General features: G+C 64.1%; 20 protein-coding genes and 1 tRNA gene. 10 read left to right on the forward strand and 11 right to left on the reverse strand.

Annotation, left to right across the window (positions count from 1 at the left end):
* Positions 1-285 precede the first annotated feature (285 nt).
* The 3 genes from ABC969_RS00005 to ABC969_RS00015 all read left to right on the forward strand — a co-directional run bounded on the left by ABC969_RS00005 (position 286) and on the right by ABC969_RS00015 (position 1,724).
* On the forward strand, positions 286-435 hold the full coding sequence (locus ABC969_RS00005) for a hypothetical protein (RefSeq protein ID WP_345862195.1): 150 nt from the start codon (positions 286-288) through the stop codon (positions 433-435).
* Between the two features lie 175 nt (positions 436-610).
* Positions 611-1,015: a hypothetical protein gene (locus ABC969_RS00010; RefSeq protein ID WP_345863759.1), complete on the forward strand. Its 405-nt coding sequence runs from the start codon at positions 611-613 to the stop codon at positions 1,013-1,015.
* A 256-nt stretch (positions 1,016-1,271) separates the two neighbouring features.
* Complete coding sequence (locus ABC969_RS00015) at positions 1,272-1,724, forward strand: hypothetical protein (protein WP_345862196.1); 453 nt, start codon at positions 1,272-1,274, stop codon at positions 1,722-1,724.
* Between the two features lie 150 nt (positions 1,725-1,874).
* Here the strand turns inward: ABC969_RS00015 and ABC969_RS00020 are convergent.
* The 6 genes from ABC969_RS00020 to ABC969_RS00045 all read right to left on the reverse strand — a co-directional run bounded on the left by ABC969_RS00020 (position 1,875) and on the right by ABC969_RS00045 (position 7,843).
* Positions 1,875-1,950 (reverse strand) — tRNA-Lys (locus ABC969_RS00020).
* Positions 1,951-2,057: 107 nt separating this feature from the next.
* On the reverse strand, positions 2,058-3,176 hold the full coding sequence (gene rodA / locus ABC969_RS00025; protein ID WP_380808891.1) for a rod shape-determining protein RodA: 1,119 nt from the start codon (positions 3,174-3,176) through the stop codon (positions 2,058-2,060).
* On the reverse strand, positions 3,173-5,248 hold the full coding sequence (mrdA, locus tag ABC969_RS00030) for a penicillin-binding protein 2 (RefSeq protein WP_345862197.1): 2,076 nt from the start codon (positions 5,246-5,248) through the stop codon (positions 3,173-3,175). Before mrdA ends, rodA begins: the two co-directional genes overlap by 4 nt.
* An 8-nt stretch (positions 5,249-5,256) precedes the next feature.
* Entirely contained in the window at positions 5,257-5,775 is a 519-nt protein-coding gene (gene mreD / locus ABC969_RS00035; protein WP_345862198.1) for a rod shape-determining protein MreD, read from the reverse strand.
* Entirely contained in the window at positions 5,772-6,710 is a 939-nt protein-coding gene (locus tag ABC969_RS00040; RefSeq protein WP_345862199.1) for a rod shape-determining protein MreC, read from the reverse strand. Before ABC969_RS00040 ends, mreD begins: the two co-directional genes overlap by 4 nt.
* An 86-nt stretch (positions 6,711-6,796) precedes the next feature.
* Positions 6,797-7,843, reverse strand: coding sequence for a rod shape-determining protein (locus ABC969_RS00045; RefSeq protein WP_345862200.1), 1,047 nt, complete (start codon positions 7,841-7,843; stop codon positions 6,797-6,799).
* A gap of 155 nt (positions 7,844-7,998) precedes the next feature.
* Between ABC969_RS00045 and mutL the strand changes: the two genes are divergently transcribed.
* The gene (mutL, locus tag ABC969_RS00050) at positions 7,999-9,804 is read left to right on the forward strand and encodes a DNA mismatch repair endonuclease MutL (RefSeq protein ID WP_345862202.1); all 1,806 of its coding nucleotides are present in this window, start codon (positions 7,999-8,001) and stop codon (positions 9,802-9,804) included.
* Between the two features lie 417 nt (positions 9,805-10,221).
* On the opposite strand, the gene rplI is transcribed toward mutL, so the two are convergent.
* The 4 genes from rplI to ABC969_RS00070 all read right to left on the reverse strand — a co-directional run bounded on the left by rplI (position 10,222) and on the right by ABC969_RS00070 (position 12,124).
* The gene (gene rplI, locus ABC969_RS00055) at positions 10,222-10,842 is read right to left on the reverse strand and encodes a 50S ribosomal protein L9 (RefSeq protein ID WP_345862203.1); all 621 of its coding nucleotides are present in this window, start codon (positions 10,840-10,842) and stop codon (positions 10,222-10,224) included.
* Between the two features lie 14 nt (positions 10,843-10,856).
* Entirely contained in the window at positions 10,857-11,081 is a 225-nt protein-coding gene (gene rpsR / locus ABC969_RS00060; protein ID WP_034158365.1) for a 30S ribosomal protein S18, read from the reverse strand.
* Positions 11,082-11,095: 14 nt separating this feature from the next.
* Positions 11,096-11,521, reverse strand: coding sequence for a 30S ribosomal protein S6 (gene rpsF / locus ABC969_RS00065; RefSeq protein ID WP_345863761.1), 426 nt, complete (start codon positions 11,519-11,521; stop codon positions 11,096-11,098).
* Between the two features lie 240 nt (positions 11,522-11,761).
* Entirely contained in the window at positions 11,762-12,124 is a 363-nt protein-coding gene (locus tag ABC969_RS00070; protein ID WP_345862204.1) for an RcnB family protein, read from the reverse strand.
* A 170-nt stretch (positions 12,125-12,294) separates the two neighbouring features.
* Between ABC969_RS00070 and fabD the strand changes: the two genes are divergently transcribed.
* The 6 genes from fabD to mltG all read left to right on the forward strand — a co-directional run bounded on the left by fabD (position 12,295) and on the right by mltG (position 17,174).
* Positions 12,295-13,230: an ACP S-malonyltransferase gene (gene fabD, locus ABC969_RS00075; RefSeq protein ID WP_345862205.1), complete on the forward strand. Its 936-nt coding sequence runs from the start codon at positions 12,295-12,297 to the stop codon at positions 13,228-13,230.
* A gap of 42 nt (positions 13,231-13,272) precedes the next feature.
* Positions 13,273-13,701, forward strand: coding sequence for a GxxExxY protein (locus tag ABC969_RS00080; RefSeq protein WP_345862206.1), 429 nt, complete (start codon positions 13,273-13,275; stop codon positions 13,699-13,701).
* The gene (gene fabG, locus ABC969_RS00085) at positions 13,701-14,438 is read left to right on the forward strand and encodes a 3-oxoacyl-[acyl-carrier-protein] reductase (RefSeq protein ID WP_345862207.1); all 738 of its coding nucleotides are present in this window, start codon (positions 13,701-13,703) and stop codon (positions 14,436-14,438) included. The genes ABC969_RS00080 and fabG overlap by 1 nt, the downstream gene beginning before the upstream one ends.
* Before the next feature lie 109 nt (positions 14,439-14,547).
* The gene (locus ABC969_RS00090; protein ID WP_345862208.1) at positions 14,548-14,784 is read left to right on the forward strand and encodes an acyl carrier protein; all 237 of its coding nucleotides are present in this window, start codon (positions 14,548-14,550) and stop codon (positions 14,782-14,784) included.
* Between the two features lie 133 nt (positions 14,785-14,917).
* Positions 14,918-16,177 (forward strand): beta-ketoacyl-ACP synthase II, encoded by a 1,260-nt coding sequence (gene fabF, locus ABC969_RS00095; protein ID WP_345862209.1) that lies wholly within the window; start codon positions 14,918-14,920, stop codon positions 16,175-16,177.
* A 28-nt stretch (positions 16,178-16,205) separates the two neighbouring features.
* Positions 16,206-17,174, forward strand: a complete 969-nt coding sequence (gene mltG, locus ABC969_RS00100; RefSeq protein WP_345862210.1) for an endolytic transglycosylase MltG — start codon at positions 16,206-16,208, stop codon at positions 17,172-17,174.
* A gap of 161 nt (positions 17,175-17,335) precedes the next feature.
* On the opposite strand, the gene eda is transcribed toward mltG, so the two are convergent.
* Complete coding sequence (gene eda, locus ABC969_RS00105) at positions 17,336-17,941, reverse strand: bifunctional 4-hydroxy-2-oxoglutarate aldolase/2-dehydro-3-deoxy-phosphogluconate aldolase (RefSeq protein WP_345862211.1); 606 nt, start codon at positions 17,939-17,941, stop codon at positions 17,336-17,338.
* Positions 17,942-17,945: the final 4 nt, after the last annotated feature.

Consider the following 17,945-nt stretch of genomic DNA (forward strand, 5'->3'; position numbering starts at 1 on the left):
CGGCGGCTATGCCCTCGCATCCGGCCGCAAGTTGTGGCTCGTCGTGCAGGATTGCGCTGCCGACGAGTTGACCCCGGTGATGGCGCAGCTTGTCGGGCACCCGGAACGCGTCGAGGCAGTCCGATGCACGATCGAGCAACGCCAAAGCGGCAACGTGCGGTGATGGCACACCCCTCAATCCCGCCCCGCCTACCAGCCCCGCCTCGTGTTGGTTGGCAACGGTCGCGCCGGCGCCGGTGGGCTCGGCCGAATGACATACCATCCGCCACCCGCCTGCTTGCGATCATGCCTTCGTTGCCACGTGCCGCTTTGGCCCGGCTCACCGCCTGCATGATCGACCGAATGGACGAGATCGACGGCGATCCGGACCTTGAGCATCTGCGCGAGGATTGGGAAGACAGTTACGACTGCGAACAGGAGGATGCTTACGACTAGCCCCGCCTCATGGCCCGAGGCAACGCCCCGGCCCAAGCAGCACCCGCCCGTCGTTCGCAGATCGCGGTCGGCGGGTTGGTCGCGTGTCCATCGATTCCAGGACAGCCACGATCTGTCAGCGCAGTACGGATCAGACTGGTGGATCCCGATCTATCGGCAAGTCTTCCCTACCTTGATGTCGGCCGTCGCGATCGAGCAAGATGGGTGGGCCCAGCGGGCGGGTATCGATCGCTTGCTCACGCTGGCCTGCGGGCGCACCTTCACCGTGGACGAGAAGATCCGCACGCAGGATTGGCCCGACGTGCTGCTAGAGCGCTGGTCCGACGAGAAGCGCCAGCTGCCGGGCTGGGTGCAAAAGCCGCTGGCGTGCGACTTCATAGCTTATGCCTATGCGCCGGCCGCAACCTGCGTGCTGCTGCCCGTGCCGTCGCTACAACGTGCTTGGCGCCAGCATGGGCGGCAGTGGATTGGGCTCTACGGGATACGGCGAGCGGCCAATCACGGCTACACATCGGTTAGCGTGCCGGTGCCGCGGGGCGTGCTGATGCAGGCGATCGTCGAGGCGATGTTCGTTTCGTGAAAATCGAACGCCGCCATTCTTAATGGTAGATAAGCGTTGACGAATACGGAATTTCGATCCCTTCGGCGGCGCGGAGGAGGCAACAAATGAAAGCTAGCGCGGACAGAGAACCTATAGAGGCGCCTGGAAACGCCACCAGCCTAACTGGAAAACATATATCCTTTCAACGCGTCTGCCGTGATCCATCACAGCCGATGGTATTGAGTCTGTTTGGCGATATCGTAGGAGCCCCAGCGCTGTGAGTATGCAAGCCGTTATGACAAGCGTAAATTGGGGGGCGCTGGCACAGATGATGACAGCGTGCTCGGCGATTGCCGCACTATTTTTGGCGCCCCGTCTTGCCGGTCGCAATGAGCAACGAAAGCTTATGGCTGCCACTCAGCAATCATGGCTTGATGCGCTCAGAAGTGATGTTGCCGAATTGATAGCTGTATGGATGCAGGTCGTAGCAATAAGGGAAAGAATAAAGGACGTCGAAGCTCTCCGGGCCGATGAAAGAGAACGCGTCTATCGAACTGACCACCTAAATCACCGAGTGAGACTTTGTCTCGACTTGTCCGACACCGCGCAGAATGAGTTATACAAAGCGATAAGCGGCTATTTGAATGCGAAATCTTTTACGGAACTTTCCGATCGACGCCTGGCAGTCGGTACTGCCATGGAGACATTGGCGGCGACGGTTGCACAACGAGTAAAATCAGGGAAATAGCGTACACGCTATCGCAGCGCTGACACAACGGCAGCCCTACGCCCGGCAAAGAATGATTACCGTGGGTGCATGGTGGGTGCACGATCAGCGTCGTGTAATGACGCTCCGTCTAGGGTGCGGCCAAAAAAGACGGTTTTCTGGGGTTTGTGGTGGTGGACGCACTTGGGCTCGAACCAAGGACCCGCTGATTAAGAGTCAGCTGCTCTACCAACTGAGCTATGCGTCCGTGTCCGATGCGGCGTCTGGTGGTGCGTTGGAGGGCACCGCCGCGTTCGGGGAGGGCGCGAACTAGCATCGCCCCCGGAGATTGCAAACCCTTTTATGCGCTTTTTTTCACAACCGGCTGGTTTGTCGGTTTTGACGGTCGATCGACATCAGGATTCCCAGGCACAACAACACGGTGAGCTGTGCTGAACTGCCGAAGCTGATGAAGGGCAGGGGGATGCCGACGACCGGCGCCAGCCCCATTACCATCGACATGTTGATCGCGACATAGAAGAAGATCGTCGCCGACAGCCCCGCTGCGGTGAGCCGGGAGAAGCGCGTCGGCGCGTTGAGCGCAACGCTCGCACCCCAGAAGATGATGCAGAAAAAGGCAATGATCGTCAGCACACCGCCGACCAGGCCCCATTCTTCCATCATCGTCGCCAGCGCGAAATCGGTATGCCCCTCGGGCAGATAATCGAGATGGCTTTGTGAGCCGTTGAGGAAGCCCTTGCCGAAAATACCGCCCGATCCGATGGCGATCTTGGACTGACTGATATGATAGCCGGTGCCAAGCGGGTCGCTTTCCGGATCGAGAAAGATCAGGATGCGGTTGCGCTGGTAATCGTGCAGCGCGAAATTGAATGCCAGCGGTATCGCGGCGCCAAGCGCCAGCGCGCCGCCGACAAACAGTCGTAGCGGCACGCCGGCCAGGAATACCACCGTCACCCCGCCGGCGCAGATCATCAGCGCGGTGCCCAGATCGGGCTGCAGCATCACCAGTCCCGCGGGAATGCCGATCAGCAACGCCGCCGGCCAGATCGCGCCGAAGCGCCGTGTCTCGTTTGGCGGCAGCAGATCATAGAATTTTGCGCAGGCCATCACGATGAACGGTTTCATGAATTCGGACGGTTGCAGCCGGATCACGCCCAGATCGAGCCAGCGCTGGCTGCCGCCGCGCACCGCGCCGAGCAATTCGACCAGTATCAGGGCGACGACCAGCACAGCATAGACCGGCAGCGCGATGCGCGCGAGAAAGCCCTCCGGCATGCGGGACAGCGCGATCGCGCCGCACAGCAAGATGACGAAGCGGATGCCCTGGCTGAGCGCCCAGGGGCGCACGCTGCCGCCCGCCGCGGAATACAGCACGATCAGGCCGAACGCGCCGATCGCCATAACCAGAAAGATCACCCGCCAAGGCAGCTGCGCCAGCGGCGCGGGGACGAAATCGAGCCCGTTGCGCATCATTGCGGTTCCGGCGAGCCGGTGATCTGCGCGATGCCGTTGCCCGTCGCCGCGTCCCGCGCCAACGCATCGGCGGTGGCATTGGCGGCGTCGGTCGCGGCTTCCACCGCGGGGGCGGCGGTCGGCTGCGTGGCGCGCGTCTCGGTGGCCGCGGCGACGGTCGGCGGCGGTGCGCTCGCCGCCGCGCGGAAGGCCGCGGCCTGCGCGGCGGCACGCGTGGGGATGTCACCGCCCCAGGTCGGCTCGAATTCGGCCAGCGATGCCATCGCCCGGTCGCGATCGAACATATAGGTCATGATGTCGCGTCCGGTGAGCGGCGTATCCAGATTGGCGGTGATATGCCCGTTATGTTCAAGCACCACGGCCAGCGCATATTTGGGCTTATCGGCCGGGGCAAAGCAGACGAGCAACGCGTGATCGCGCATCTTGAAGGGCAATTGCGCGTTCTTGAGCACGCCGCCGGCCCGCTCCGACATGGTGATACGGCGGACCTGCGCGGTGCCGGTTTTTGCGGCCATGGTCACACCGGGGACGAGCAGCCGTGCCCGCCCGCCGGTGCCGCCCTGGTTGATCACACCGAACATCGCATCGCGCACGATGGCGAGTTGCTCGGGCGTCGCCGAAAGCGGCGGGGCCGGGGGCGGGGTACCGTTCATGATCAGGCGCGGCTTGAGTTGCCGCCCCGAGCCGATCCGCGCCGCCATCACCGCCAGCTGGAACGGATTGGCCAGCACATAACCTTGGCCGATCGAGGCGTTGAGCCCGTCGGCCACTGTCCACTTCTGCTTGTACTTCTTCAGCTTCCACGCGCTGTCCGGCACGGTGCCGTAACGCTGCGAATCGAATGGCAGTTCGAATTTCTGCCCCAGCCCGACCTCGCGCGCGATCGGCGCGATCGCATCATAGCCGACGCGGCGGATCATTTCGTAGAAATAGATGTCGCAGCTCTGCATCACCGCATTCTTCATATCGAGCGGCCCGTGCCCGCCACGCTTGTGGCAATGGAACACGCCACTGCCGACGCGCATCGCGCCCGAGCACACAATGCGGGTGGCGGGATCTACGCCGGCGTGGAGCAAGGCCAGCGCGTTCATCGGCTTGACCGTCGATCCCGGCGGATACAGCCCTTGCAGCGTCTTGTTCATCAGCGGAACGTGATCATCGTCGGAGAGCATCTTCCATTCCATATGGCTGATGCCGTCGGAAAAGCTGTTGGGGTCATAAGCCGGCATCGAGACCATCGCCAGAATATCGCCATTGTCGCAATCGATCATCACCGCCGAGCCGCTGTTGGTGCCCAGCCGCCGCGCGGCATATTCCTGCAAGCCCGCATCGATGGTCAGCCGCACGGTCTTGCCCGGCGCGTCGATCTTGGTTTCAAGCTCCCGTACCAGCTTGCCGCGGGCGGTGACTTCGACGCGCTTGGCGCCGGCATCGCCCCGCAGCGTGCGCTCCAGCGTCTTTTCGAGCCCGTCCTTGCCAAGCTTGAAGCCGGGCGTGACATAGAGCGGATCGCGGGTTTTCTGATATTGCACCGCCGTGGCCGCGCCGACATAGCCGGTCAGATGCGCTACCGCCGCGCCGGCGGGATAATTGCGCGCAAAGCCGCGGGTGGGGGCAACGCCCGGCAATTCCGGCAGTCGCACGCTGACCGCGGCGAACCGCTCCCAATCCAGATTTTCCATCACCTGCACCGGCTGTAGCCCACGCGCATGTTTGAGATCGGTGCGGATCCGCTCGAGCTCCTCGGGCGGCAGGCTGAGAATCCGGCCCAGTTCGGCCAGCACCTGCTCGGCATCGACCAGCCGGTCAGGGATCAGATCGACGCGGAAATCGGTGCGGTTGTTGGCGATCGGTGCACCGTTGCGGTCGACAATCCAGCCACGCCGTGGAGGCACCAGCGTCATGTTGACGCGGTTGCTTTCGGATAGCACGCGATAGCGTTCGTTTTCGGCCACCGAAAGCCACGTCATGCGGCCGGCGAGCAACAGCCCGACCGCCGCCTGGCCACCGCCAAGCATCAGCGCGCGGCGGGTGAAACTGTAAGTTTGGGATTGTTCGGTGGCGATCCGCATGGGACGATCTATGCGTCCCCGCGCTTGCCATCAAGCCATGTGCAGATTCGCGCAATCAGCGGAAACAGCATGATCGTCATGGCCAGCTGCAGCATCAGCGCGGTATCGACATGCGCGGCAAGCGGCGTGGCCACCGCTCGGCCGGCGAGCAGGCAAAAGGCGATGGCACCACCGGCGATCAGCCAATCCTGCCAGAAATCGCGATACACCATGCGCTGATCAATCAGATCGATCATGAAAAGGCATAATTGCCATAGCAGCATCGCGCTGCCCAGCGGCTGGCCGCTGAGCAGATCGTCAAACAAGCCTAGCGGCAACGCCCCCCAGATCGGAAATGAATCCGAACGAAGCAGGCGCCAGCCCAGCAGCATGAGCAAACCAAACGGAGGCAACAGCGGGATCCCGGCGATGACGGGCCAGATCGTGAGCAGCGACCCCGCCAACACGCTGAAGGCAGGGAGCCAGCGGGCGACCGGGCTGAGCGGGGCGGGGTCAAACGGCCCGGCGCGGGGGCGGGGCGGGATCATTCCGGCGCGCTCGGGGCGAGGGTGGGGGCAGAGGTGGGGCTAGGGGACGGCATGGCCGTGGGCGTGGCCGTGGGCGCCGGCTTTGGTGCAGGCGGAGGGAGAAAGGCCTGCTGTACCAAGGCAAAATCGAGCGTGTTGGGCTGCGCCAGTGCGCGTGCCAGCGCGATGTCGCTGGCCCGCCGCACGACGCGCGCCACCGGAATATTGGGCGCGAAAATGCCGCCGGTGCCGGATGTCACGAACAGATCGCCTGCGCCGAACGCGGCGTTGGCGAGGCTGACCGAGCGAACATCAAGCATACCGTCGCCACGCCCCACGACCAGCGCCGCCAGACCATCGCGCGTGCGCCGCACCGGCACGATGCTTTCCGGATCGGTGATCAGCAGCACGCGCGCGGTGTTCGGCCCGGTTTCAAGGATGCGTCCGATCAGCCCCTCGGGCCCCTGCACCGGTTGCCCTTCGCGCACGCCTTGCCAACTGCCGGCATTGAGCACGGCGACGCGCCGCGTGCTCGACGCGGTGGAGCTAACGAGACGCGCCGTGACCACCGGTTGCACCGCCCGTTCGCGAAAATGCAGCAACGCCCGCAAGCGGCGATTATCGTAATTCAGTGTCCGCGCGCGCTGCAGCAGGCGCGACGCGTCGGCCAGTTCGCGGCGCAGTTCGGCGTTGCGTGCCTTGACCGCGAAATGCTCGCCAATGCCCGCTGGAATAGAGCCAAGCCCACGCCCGATCGCGGCCAGCCCGCTCGATAGCGGCGTGGTCAGCTCGGCGACAGTGGCGCGCGCGGCGGCGTAAGCAGGGGGATTTACGGACGACAGGGCCAACAGCACCAACGCCACCAGCGCCCCCGCGCCGGCGATCACGTAACTCAGAAAAAGCCCGTATTGCGCCCGCCGCGAAAACCCCGGACGCCGATTGCGAGACGGCGCCATCTTGCCCCCTTTTAAAGTTGCCCGCGACCGCCGCGATGGCCGATCGGGCGCCAGATCATCGTCACGCGGCGCACCGCATCCTAAGCTCAGGCGCTGTGCAGCACACCACGATAGACCGGATCTTCGAGCGCGCGACCGGTGCCCAGCGCAACGCAGATCAACGGATCGTCAGCGATCGTTACCGGTAGACCGGTCTCGTCGCGCAGCACTTCGTCGATGCCTTGCAACAGCGCGCCGCCGCCGGTCAGCACGATGCCCTGATCGACGATATCGGCGGCCAGTTCGGGCGCGGTATTCTCCAGCGCGATGCGCACACCCTCGACGATCTGACCGACCGGCTCGGACAGCGCCTCGGCGATCTGCCCCTGGTTGATCTGGATTTCCTTGGGCACGCCATTGACCAGGTCGCGGCCCTTGACGTGAATGGTCAGCCCGATGCCATCCGCTGGCGGCTTGGCCACGCCGACTTCCTGCTTGATCCGCTCCGCGGTGGAATCGCCGATCAGCAGATTGTGGTTGCGGCGCACATACGAAACGATCGCTTCGTCCATCTTGTCGCCGCCGACGCGCACCGACGTGGTATAGGCCAGCCCGCGCAGGCTGAGCACCGCGACTTCGGTCGTGCCGCCGCCGATATCCACGACCATCGAACCGATCGGCTCGGTCACCGGCATGTCGGCGCCGATCGCCGCCGCCATCGGCTCTTCGATCAGCCACACCTGGCTGGCACCAGCATTGGACGCGGCATCGCGGATCGCGCGGCGCTCTACCGAGGTAGAGCCCGAGGGCACGCAGATCACGATCTGCGGCCAGCGCAGGAAGCGCCGCTGCCCGCCATGCACCTTATGGATGAAATGCTTGATCATCTGCTCGGCGACGTCGATGTCGGCAATGACACCGTCGCGTAACGGGCGGATTGCCTGGATGCTGTCGGGCGTCTTGCCCATCATCAACTTGGCATCCTCGCCGACCGCCTTGACGCGCTTGACACCGTTGATCGTCTCGACCGCGACGACCGACGGTTCGTTGAGCACGATGCCCCGCCCGCGCACATACACCACGGTATTGGCGGTCCCCAGATCGATCGCCATGTCCTGCGACATCATCCGGAAGAAGCGGGAGAAGAATGCCATTGATCGTTCCGTACTTGGCCGCCCCGACTGGAGCGGCAGCCTTTGCCAACTCGCGCGGTATCTACATTATGCCAAAAAACTGAGCGGGAATTGCGCGCTCAGGACTTGGCGAATGCGGGTCGCGGGATGCCGTCGCTTGGTCTAGGGAAAACAGCATGTCAATACGCCGGCTGCCCGAACATCTCGTCAATCGTATCGCCGCCGGTGAAGTGGTTGAACGACCGGCCAGCGCGTTGAAGGAACTCGTTGAAAACGCAATTGATGCTGGCGCGACGCGAGTCGATGTGCGGCTCACCGGCGGGGGCATCGACGGCATCGAAGTGATCGATGACGGATGCGGCATGACGCCCGCCGACATGGCGCTGGCGCTGGAGCGGCATGCGACGTCGAAACTGCCGGACGAAGCGATCGAGGCGGTCAGCACGCTGGGTTTTCGCGGAGAGGCGCTGCCCTCGATCGCCAGCGTTGCGCGAATGACCCTGGAGAGCCGCGTGCGTGGGGCCGAGGGCTGGATGCGCGTGGTCGATAACGGCGTGGTCGACGCGGAGGGGCCCGCCGGTGTGCCGCCCGGCACGCGCGTTCGCGTTGATGGGTTGTTCGCGCGCGTGCCGGCGCGGCGCAAGTTTCTGCGCACGGCGCGCAGTGAATATGCCGCTTGTCTCGATGTCGTGAAGCGGCTGGCGATGGCGCGGCCCGATATCGCCTTTTCGCTCGAGCATGACGGGCGGCGCACGCTGCAGGTGCTGGCCGGCGAGAGCCTGCCGCAGCGGGTCGCCGCGCTCACCGATCGCGGGATGATCGATAATGGCGTGCCCATCGATTTTGCGCGCGAAGGGCTCACGCTCGGCGGCGTCGCCGGATTGCCCACGTTCAACCGCGGCATTGCCGATCACCAATATCTCTTCGTCAACGGGCGCCCGGTGAAGGATCGTCTGCTGATCGGGGCGATCCGCGGTGCCTATGCCGAGATGATGCCGCGCGATCGGCATGCCATGGTCGCGCTGTTCCTTGATGTGCCGGCGGATGCCGTCGACGTGAACGTGCATCCGGCCAAGACCGAGGTCAGATTCCGCGAACCGGCGCTGGTGCGCGGGCTGATCGTCAGCGGTTTGCGCCGCGCGCTCGACGCGGCGGGGCACCGCAGCGTGCAACGCCCCGCCGAGGATGCGATGGCGGCGTGGCAAGCGGAACCCGCCGATCGGAATCCGCGCGACGGAAGTCCCGCAGCTTCGCTGTTCACGCCGTCGCCAGCAAGCGAAGCGCCGGCTTGGGCGGGATTGACGGCGGGACACGCGGTGTTTGACCGTCGGCAAAGCTTTACGATGCCCGCGCCTCAGGGGCGCGCCGAGCCTTCCTACGCCCCGCCGCCCGAGACCATCGCGCATCCGCTCGGCGTCGCCCGCGGGCAGGTCGCCAAGGCCTATATTGTCGCAGAGGCCGAGGACGGTCTGGTGCTGGTCGATCAGCACGCCGCGCACGAACGCCTGGTGCTGGAGCGGATGCGCAAGGCGATGGCCAATGGCGGCGTCGCGTCACAGGCGCTGCTCCTTCCCGAGGTGATCGAACTCGATGAGCCCGCCTGCGATCGGCTCGAGGCGCGGGCAGTGGAGCTGGGAGAGTTCGGGCTCGATCTCGAGCGTTTCGGCCCACGCGCGATGCTGGTCCGCGCCGTGCCCGCGTTGCTCGGGCAAAGCGACGTGATCGGCCTGGTCACCGATCTGGCCGACGAGCTTGCCGCGTTTGATGAAGCGCTGTCGCTGAAAGAACGGCTGGATGCGGTGGCCGGCACGATGGCGTGTCACGGCTCGGTCAGGGCAGGGCGCGTGCTCTCGGTCGCGGAGATGAACGCGCTGCTGCGCGAAATGGAGATCACGCCGCATTCGGGGCAGTGCAATCACGGTCGGCCGACATGGGTGAAGCTGCAGATGGGCGACGTGGAGAAGCTGTTCGGGCGGAAGTGAGCTTGGTCGTTTGCCATGCCTTATCCCATCCTTGGGAGAGGATTGGGCGAGGGTCTTCTTCTTCCTTTTTTAGGTTGAGAAGGAAGAAGACCCTCACCCAACCCTCTCCCGCGAAGGGCGGGAGAGGGCATAGTCCGGGTTGTGGCCAACGGGCCGTTCATCTCCCGGAAACCTTTTCGGCGCTCGCGCATTTCACGCTTCAGGTCCTCAGTTCACGAAAAGCGAACCGATCATGAAGCAGATACTCCCCCTCGTATTCGCGCTGATCCCGCTGGCTGCCGTCGTCGGCGCCTGCGTCGCTTGTCCATGAACTGAGTGTTCCCCGGCGCCCCCCTCGCCGGCCGGAACTCGAACAAGAAAGGCCCGCCCGGATCGCTCCGGACGGGCCTTTTTCTTGAACCAACCAGAAGCTGAAGATCAGCCTTCGGTCGTCTCGTCGTCGTTCCGGGCAACCGGCGCGTCGTCGTTCGACGACACTTCGGCGGTCATGCCGGGCTCGGCGTTGGGATCGTAATCCTCGACGAAGCCAGCTTCGTCCTTTTCGAACATCGCTTCCATCACGTTCACGCCCGAGGCCTGCATTTCTGCTTCCTCCGGCGAGCGCGCGACGTTGACCTTGACGGTCACCGACACTTCCGGATGCAACGCGACCTTCACTTCGTAGAGGCCGATCGCCTTGATCGGCTTGTTGAGCACGATCGACGACTTGGGGACCTTGTGGCCCTCGGTCTCGAGCAGCTCAAGCAGATCGCGAACCGCGACCGAGCCGTACAGCTGGCCCGTGTTCGATGCCTGGCGGATCAACGTCAGCGTGATGCCGTCGATGGTCTTGGCTTCGATCTCGGCTTCACCGCGGCGCGCCGCGTTGGTCGCCACGATCGATTCCTTGTTCTTTTCGAACACCTTGCGGTTGGCTTCGTTGGAGCGAAGCGCCTTCTTGTTCGGCAGCAGGAAGTTGCGGGCGAACCCGTCCTTCACGGTGACGACGTCGCCGATGGCGCCGAGCTTCTCGACGCGCTCAAGCAGGATGACTTGCATGGGTCAGTCCTTCCTTACTTAACGATATAGGGCAGCAGGCCCAGATGACGGGCGCGCTTGATCGCCTGGGCGAGTTCGCGCTGCTTCTTGCCGCTCACCGAAGTGATACGGCTCGGGACGATCTTGCCGCGCTCGGACACGAAGCCCTGCAGCAACCGGACGTCTTTGTAATCGATCCGTGGGGCATCCTTGGCCGAAAACGGGCAGGACTTGCGACGGCGGAAAAATGGGCGTGCCATTGTCTATATGCTCCTTATTCGCCGTCGAAATCACGACGCGGGCGCTCGGAGCGCTCGGGGCGGTCACCACGGTCAGGGCGGCCGCCTTCGCGGTCACCACGACGCTCGCGGTCACGATCGGATTTGCGCATCATCACGCTGGGGCCTTCTTCATGGCCGTCGACCTTAACGGTCATGTAGCGGATGACGTCTTCGTTGATCTGCGTCTGGCGCTCCAGCTCGGCGACAACATCGCCGGGGGCGTCGATTTCGAGCATCACGTAATGCGCCTTGCGGTTCTTGGCGATCTTGTACGCCAGGCTGCGCAGGCCCCAATTTTCGGTCTTTACGACGCGACCATTGTTATCGTCGATGATCTTCTTGGCGTTTTCCGCCAGGGCGTCCACCTGCGCTTGAGCCAGATCCTGGCGCGCAAGGAACACGTGCTCATACAGAGCCATGTCTTGTCCTTCGTCTTGGCCGATCGCTGACGCCCGCACCATGCGTGACGCCCCTCCGGCTATCGTCTTGGTATACAAACGAGGCGGCATAGCATGTCGCTGCCGCTTCGAAGCGGTATTCAATAGCGACATTGCGGGAGAAGGCAAGGCGCTGTCCTATCGGCAGGGGCGGCGCACCCACAAAGAAAAGGCGGCGGGACCGAGGTCCGGCCGCCTTTTCTGGGTTAAAACAGCTGCCGCTTACCGGATCAGGCCGCTGAAGATCTGCGAGATGATCCCGCCATTGCTGACCAGGATGACGTTGCGGTCAGACTGGACATAGCGATAACCGCGCGGGGGCGCCCGCAGGCCGCGATACTGGCGATAGTCGATCTGGCGATAATTGCGTGCCTGGCGCTGGTCGAAACGCTGGCCCTTGCGCCAATCGCTGCGGTACTTCGGCGCCTGCTGGCGGACCACGGTGCGCTTCACGACCTTGCCATTGTTGCGCTGCACGACGGTGGTCTGGCGCTCCTGCTGGCGGCCCTGCGCGCTGGCGACCGATGCGGCGATCGGGCTCAAGGCAACCGATGCGGCAAGCGCGGCGAGGATGAACTTCTTCATGAACTGTCTCCGAAAAACTCGGCGCCGTCGTTGGCGTCGAAAACATATTTAGGAGCCGCTTGTCGCAGCCTTGTCCCGCCGAACGCGCGAAAGCGTAACAAAGTGTCGCAAGCTTGCCAGATCGCGTGCTCTTTTCTAGGCCGCACCCCTGCAATCAGGAGCGACCAGTGATGCGTGCATTCATTTTTCCCGGGCAGGGCAGCCAGGCCGTCGGCATGGGCAAAGCGCTGTCCGAGGCCAGTCCGGTCGCCCGGGCGGTGTTCCAGGAAGTCGATGAGGCGCTTGGCCAGCATCTTTTCCGCCTGATGACGGAAGGGCCGGAGGACCAGCTTCTGCTCACCGAGAACGCCCAGCCCGCGATCATGGCCAACGCCATCGCCACGCTGCGCGTGCTCGAACAGGAGGGCGGTATCCGTCTGGCCGACAAGGCCGATTATGTCGCCGGCCACTCGCTCGGTGAATATACCGCGTTGTGCGCCGCGGGCGCGATCGATCTCGCCACCACGGCCAAGCTGCTCAAGCATCGCGGTCAGGCGATGCAGGCCGCGGTGCCGGTGGGTGAGGGCGCGATGGCGGCCTTGCTCGGCGCCGATCTGGTAAAGGCGCAGGCCATCGCCGATGCCGCGGCGGAGGGCGAGGTGTGCACCGTCGCCAACGATAACGACCCCAGCCAGGTCGTCATTTCGGGGCACCGCGGGGCGATTGAGCGCGCTATCGCGCTGGCCAAGGAAATGGGCGCCAAACGCGGCATTTTGCTCCCCGTCTCCGCGCCGTTTCACTGTCCGCTGATGCAGCCTGCCGCCGATGCGATGGAACAGGCGCTGGCAGATGCCCGCATCGCGGCGCCGCTGGTCCCCGTCTTCGCCAACGTCACCGCCGCCTCCGTCAGCGACCCCGATACGATCCGCCGCCTGCTCGTCGAGCAAGTCACCGGCATGGTCCGCTGGCGAGAATCGGTGCTGGCCATGACGACGGCGGGCGTCGAGCGCCATGTCGAATTCGGCGGCAAAGTGCTCGCCCCGATGGTCAAGCGCATCGCGCCGGACGTCGAGGCAATCAGCCTGATCTCGATGGACGATATCGAGGGGCTGGCTAGGATGCTTTAGCAAGGATTGTTCACGCAGAGGCGCGGAGGACGCGGAGAAGACGTGAAGGACATCGACGAGGTCAGCGGTGACGTAATCGATGTCGCTTTGCGGCTGCACCGCGAGCTTGGCCCTGGCCTTATGGAAAGCGTTTATGAGGCATTATTAGCGGCTAGATTGATAAAGATGGGTTACGCTGTCGCGCGGCAGCAGCCTATAAGCATCGACTTCGATGGGATGCATTTCGAGGGGGCGTTCAAGATCGACCTGCTGGTCGATGGTCGCCTGATCGTCGAACTCAAATCGATCGAACGGCTGTTGCCCGTCCATGCCAAGCAATTGCTAACATATCTAAGACTGACACATCAGCCCGTCGGGCTGCTGATAAATTTCGGCGGCGACACGCTGAAAGAAGGGATACGCAGATTGGTGAATAACCACGTCTCTGCGTCCTCCGCGCCTCTGCGCGAACCAATCAACAGGAGAGACTAATGTTCGACCTTACAGGCATGACTGCCCTTGTCACCGGCGCATCCGGCGGGATCGGCTCGGGCGTGGCACAGGCGCTGGCGGCACAGGGGGCCAGGCTCGCCGTGTCCGGCTCCAATCTCGCCAAGCTTGAGACGTTCAGGGATGGCCTTGGCGGCGATCATGTCGCGCTGCCGTGCGATCTGTCCGACGGCGCGGCAGTGGATGCGCTGGTGCCCTCGGCGGTCGCCGCACTCGGCAAGCTCGATATCCTGGTCAACAATGCCGGCGTGACGCGCGACAATCTCGTCATGCGCATGAAGGATGAAGAGTGGGACATGGTGATCCGCGTCAACCTCGAAGCCGCGTTCCGCCTTGCGCGTGCCGCGGCACGCCCGATGATGAAGGCGCGGTTCGGGCGGATCGTGTCGATCACCTCGGTCGTCGGCACGACGGGCAATCCCGGCCAGGCCAATTACGCCGCCTCCAAAGCCGGGCTGGTCGGCATGTCCAAGGCGCTGGCGCAGGAACTCGCCAGTCGCGGCATCACGGTCAATTGCGTGGCCCCCGGGTTCATCGCCTCGCCGATGACCGATGCGTTGCCCGAAGCGCAGAAGGAAGCGCTCAACGCGCGCATTCCAGCGGGCAAGATGGGCGAGGGCGCCGATATCGGCGCTGCGGTGGTCTATCTCGCCAGCCGCGAGGCGGGCTATGTTACGGGACAAACCGTGCACGTAAACGGCGGAATGGCCATGATCTAGCGTGGGCCCAAGGGTGAACGAACCGTCAACGCCCCCTTGCAAGGGCACCAACCCCGTTCTAGGTGCGTTCAGGAATTACCCAAACCCCCAGCGATAGAGGGAAGATACAATGAGCGACACCGCAGACCGCGTTAAGAAGATTGTCGTCGAGCATCTCGGCGTCGAAGCCGACAAGGTCACCGAGGACGCGAGCTTCATCGACGATCTGGGCGCTGACAGCCTCGATATCGTTGAGCTGGTGATGGCCTTCGAAGAAGAGTTTGGCGTCGAAATCCCCGATGATGCTGCCGAGAAGATCACGACCGTCAAGGACGCGATCACCTTCATCGACGAGAACAAGGCCTGATCGCCGGTCGCCGCTGATGCCATCCGGTGTCGGCGGTATCGGACCGAGACGACCATAGGATCGGCTCTCCGTCCCGGCACAGCGTCCAGGGGTGGGGGGCCGTTCGCATTTTGAGACTTAATGGAGAACGCCCATGCGCCGCGTTGTCGTAACCGGACTTGGACTCGTCACGCCGCTTGGCGCGGATGTCGAAACCGCCTGGGCGAATATTCTCGCCGCGAAATCTGGCGCGGGGACGATCACGCGTTTCGACGCGACCGACTATCACAGTAATTATGCCTGTGAAGTGAAGCCGGCCGATCACGCCTATGGCTTCGATCCGAACAAGCGCGTCGATCACAAGGTCCAGCGGCAGGTCGATCCGTTCATCATCTATGGCATCGATGCCGCCGGCCAGGCGCTCGAGGATGCCGGCCTGCTCGACATGACCGAAGAACAGCGGTTCCGCGCCGGTTGCTCGATCGGATCGGGCATTGGCGGTCTGCCGGGGATCGAGAGCGAATCGATCGTGCTGCACGAAAAGGGCCCGCGCCGCGTCAGCCCGCATTTTGTGCATGGCCGGCTGATCAACCTGATCACCGGGCAGGTGCAGATCAAATACGGGCTGATGGGCCCCAATCATGCCGTGGTCACCGCCTGCTCGACCGGCGCGCATTCGATCGGCGATGCCGCCCGGATGATCGCGATGGATGATGCCGATGTGATGCTCGCCGGCGGTGCCGAGGGCACGATCTGCCCGATCGGCATCGCCGGATTCGGCCAGGCGCGCGCGCTGTCGACCAATTTCCGCGATGAGCCATGGCGCGCCAGCCGCCCCTGGGATCAGGGCCGTGACGGCTTCGTCATGGGCGAGGGCGCAGGAGTCGTCTGCCTGGAGGAATATGAGCATGCCAAGGCGCGCGGCGCGAAAATCTATGCCGAGGTGATCGGCTATGGCCTGTCGGGCGACGCCTATCACGTTACGGCGCCGCATCCCGAAGGCTCGGGCGCGTTTCGCTCGATGCAGATGGCGATGAAACGCTCCGGGCTCGATCTTGCCGATATCGATTACATCAATGCGCACGGCACCTCGACGCCGCTTGGCGACGAGCTCGAATTGAACGCCGTGCGCCGGCTGTTCGGCAGCAATATCGAGACGCTGTCGATGTCGTCGACCAAGTCGGCGATCGGGCATCTGCTGGGCGGCGCCGGCGCGGTCGAGAGCATCTTCTGCATTCTGGCGATGCGCGACAGTATCGTGCCGCCGACGCTCAACCTCGACAATCCGAGCGAGAATTGCGCCGGCGTCGATCTCGTGCCGCACAAGGCCAAGGAGCGTAGGGTAAAAGCCGTGCTCAACAACAGCTTCGGCTTCGGCGGGACCAATGCCTCACTTGTCATGAAGGCGATGTGATCTATTCTTCACGCCGGGGTGTAAACGCATGAAGAAGCTCGGATACGCGGCGCTGATCGTCGCCGCGCTCGCCGTGGCAGTGTTCTTTCTCGTGCTGCAGCGCTGGAGCGGCAGCGGTCCGCTGCAGCGTGCCACCACGGTGCAAATCGCCCCTGGCACCAGTATGTCCGGCGCGGCGAGCGCTCTCGAAAAGGCCGGGGCGATCTCGTCCGCCGGCGCGTTCAAGCTGTTCGCCCGCCTCTTCGGTGGCAATACGGGGATCAAGGCGGGCGAATACAGCATTCCGGCGCATGTCAGCCAGGCCGACATTCTCAAGCTGCTGCAGGGCGGCCGCACGCTGCAGCGCTTCGTCACCATTCCCGAGGGCTGGCCGTCGGTGATGGTGCAGGATGCGGTGATGAACGCCACGGGCATGACCGGCACGATCGACGCGCCCGCCGAGGGCTCGATCCTACCCGACAGCTACAGCTTCCAGCGCGGCGAAGCCCGACCGGCGATAGTGGCGCGGATGCAGCGCGCGATGAGCGACTATCTCGCCGCCGCCTGGGAGAAGCGCAAACCCGGCATTGCCGTGGCCACGCCCCGTGAGGCGCTGATCCTTGCCTCGATCGTTGAAAAGGAAACCGGCAAGGAAGCCGAGCGTCGCACCGTTGCCGCGGTCTATTCCAACCGGCTTAAGCGCGGCATGCCGCTGCAAGCCGATCCGACAGTGATCTATCCGGTGACGAAGGGCCGCCCGCTCGGGCGCCGCATCCTGCGATCCGAGCTGCAGGCGGATAACGGCTATAACACTTATGCCAAGACCGGGCTGCCGATCGGCCCGATCGCCAATCCGGGGCGCGCGAGCATTGATGCGGTGCTCGATCCGGCAGCATCCAGCGCGCTGTATTTCGTGGCGGATGGGACGGGGGGACACGTGTTCGCGGACACGCTGGAGCAGCACAACGCCAATGTGCAGAAATGGTATGCGATCCGGCGCGCCAGAGGCGAGATGTAGCTCTTATTCCTCCCCCAGCTTGCTGGGGGAGGGGGACCGCCCGGCGCAGCCGGGTGGTGGTGCGGTTCTCGCAGCAGGCGGAGCGCTTGGCGGGTACCCCTCCACCATTCGCACGAAGAACACGAATTTTCCCCCTCCCCGAGCTAAACTCGGGGAGGAATTCAGATGCGCAACGCGCTCGCCGCTTTCGCCTTTGCCTCGACCTCGGCCATCGTTCCGCCGGTCACCCAACTCCCGCCGACGCACAGCACCGGCGCGAACGCCAGCCACTCAGGCGCGCTTGCCTCGGTGATCCCGCCGGTCGGGCAGAAGCTGCACTGATAAAAGGGTGCGGCCAGCGCCTTGAGCGCCTTGAGCCCGCCCGAGGCTTCGGCCGGGAAGAATTTGAAATGCGTGAGGCCCAGATCCAGCCCGCGCATGATATCGCCGGCATTGGCGATTCCGGGCAGGTAGGGCACGCCGCTATCGATAATGGCTGTGCCCAGCCGCTCGGTGAGGCCAGGCGAGACGATGAATTCCGCGCCGGCCGCCATCACCTTCTCGAACTGTCCTGTATCGACGACGGTGCCCGCGCCGACGATCGCGCCGGGCACCTGCTTCATCTCGCGGATCGCCTCCAATGCGGCGGGGGTGCGCATCGTCACTTCCAGCACGCGCAGGCCGCCTGCCACCAAGGCTTCGGCCAGCGGCCGCGCGGTTGCCGCATCATCGATCACCAGCACCGGGATGACCGCGCTGGTGCGCATGATCGTCTGAATATCGCTCATCGTT

The organism is Sphingomonas qilianensis, from assembly GCF_039614825.1.
In the GTDB taxonomy this organism is placed as follows: domain Bacteria; phylum Pseudomonadota; class Alphaproteobacteria; order Sphingomonadales; family Sphingomonadaceae; genus Sphingomonas; species Sphingomonas qilianensis.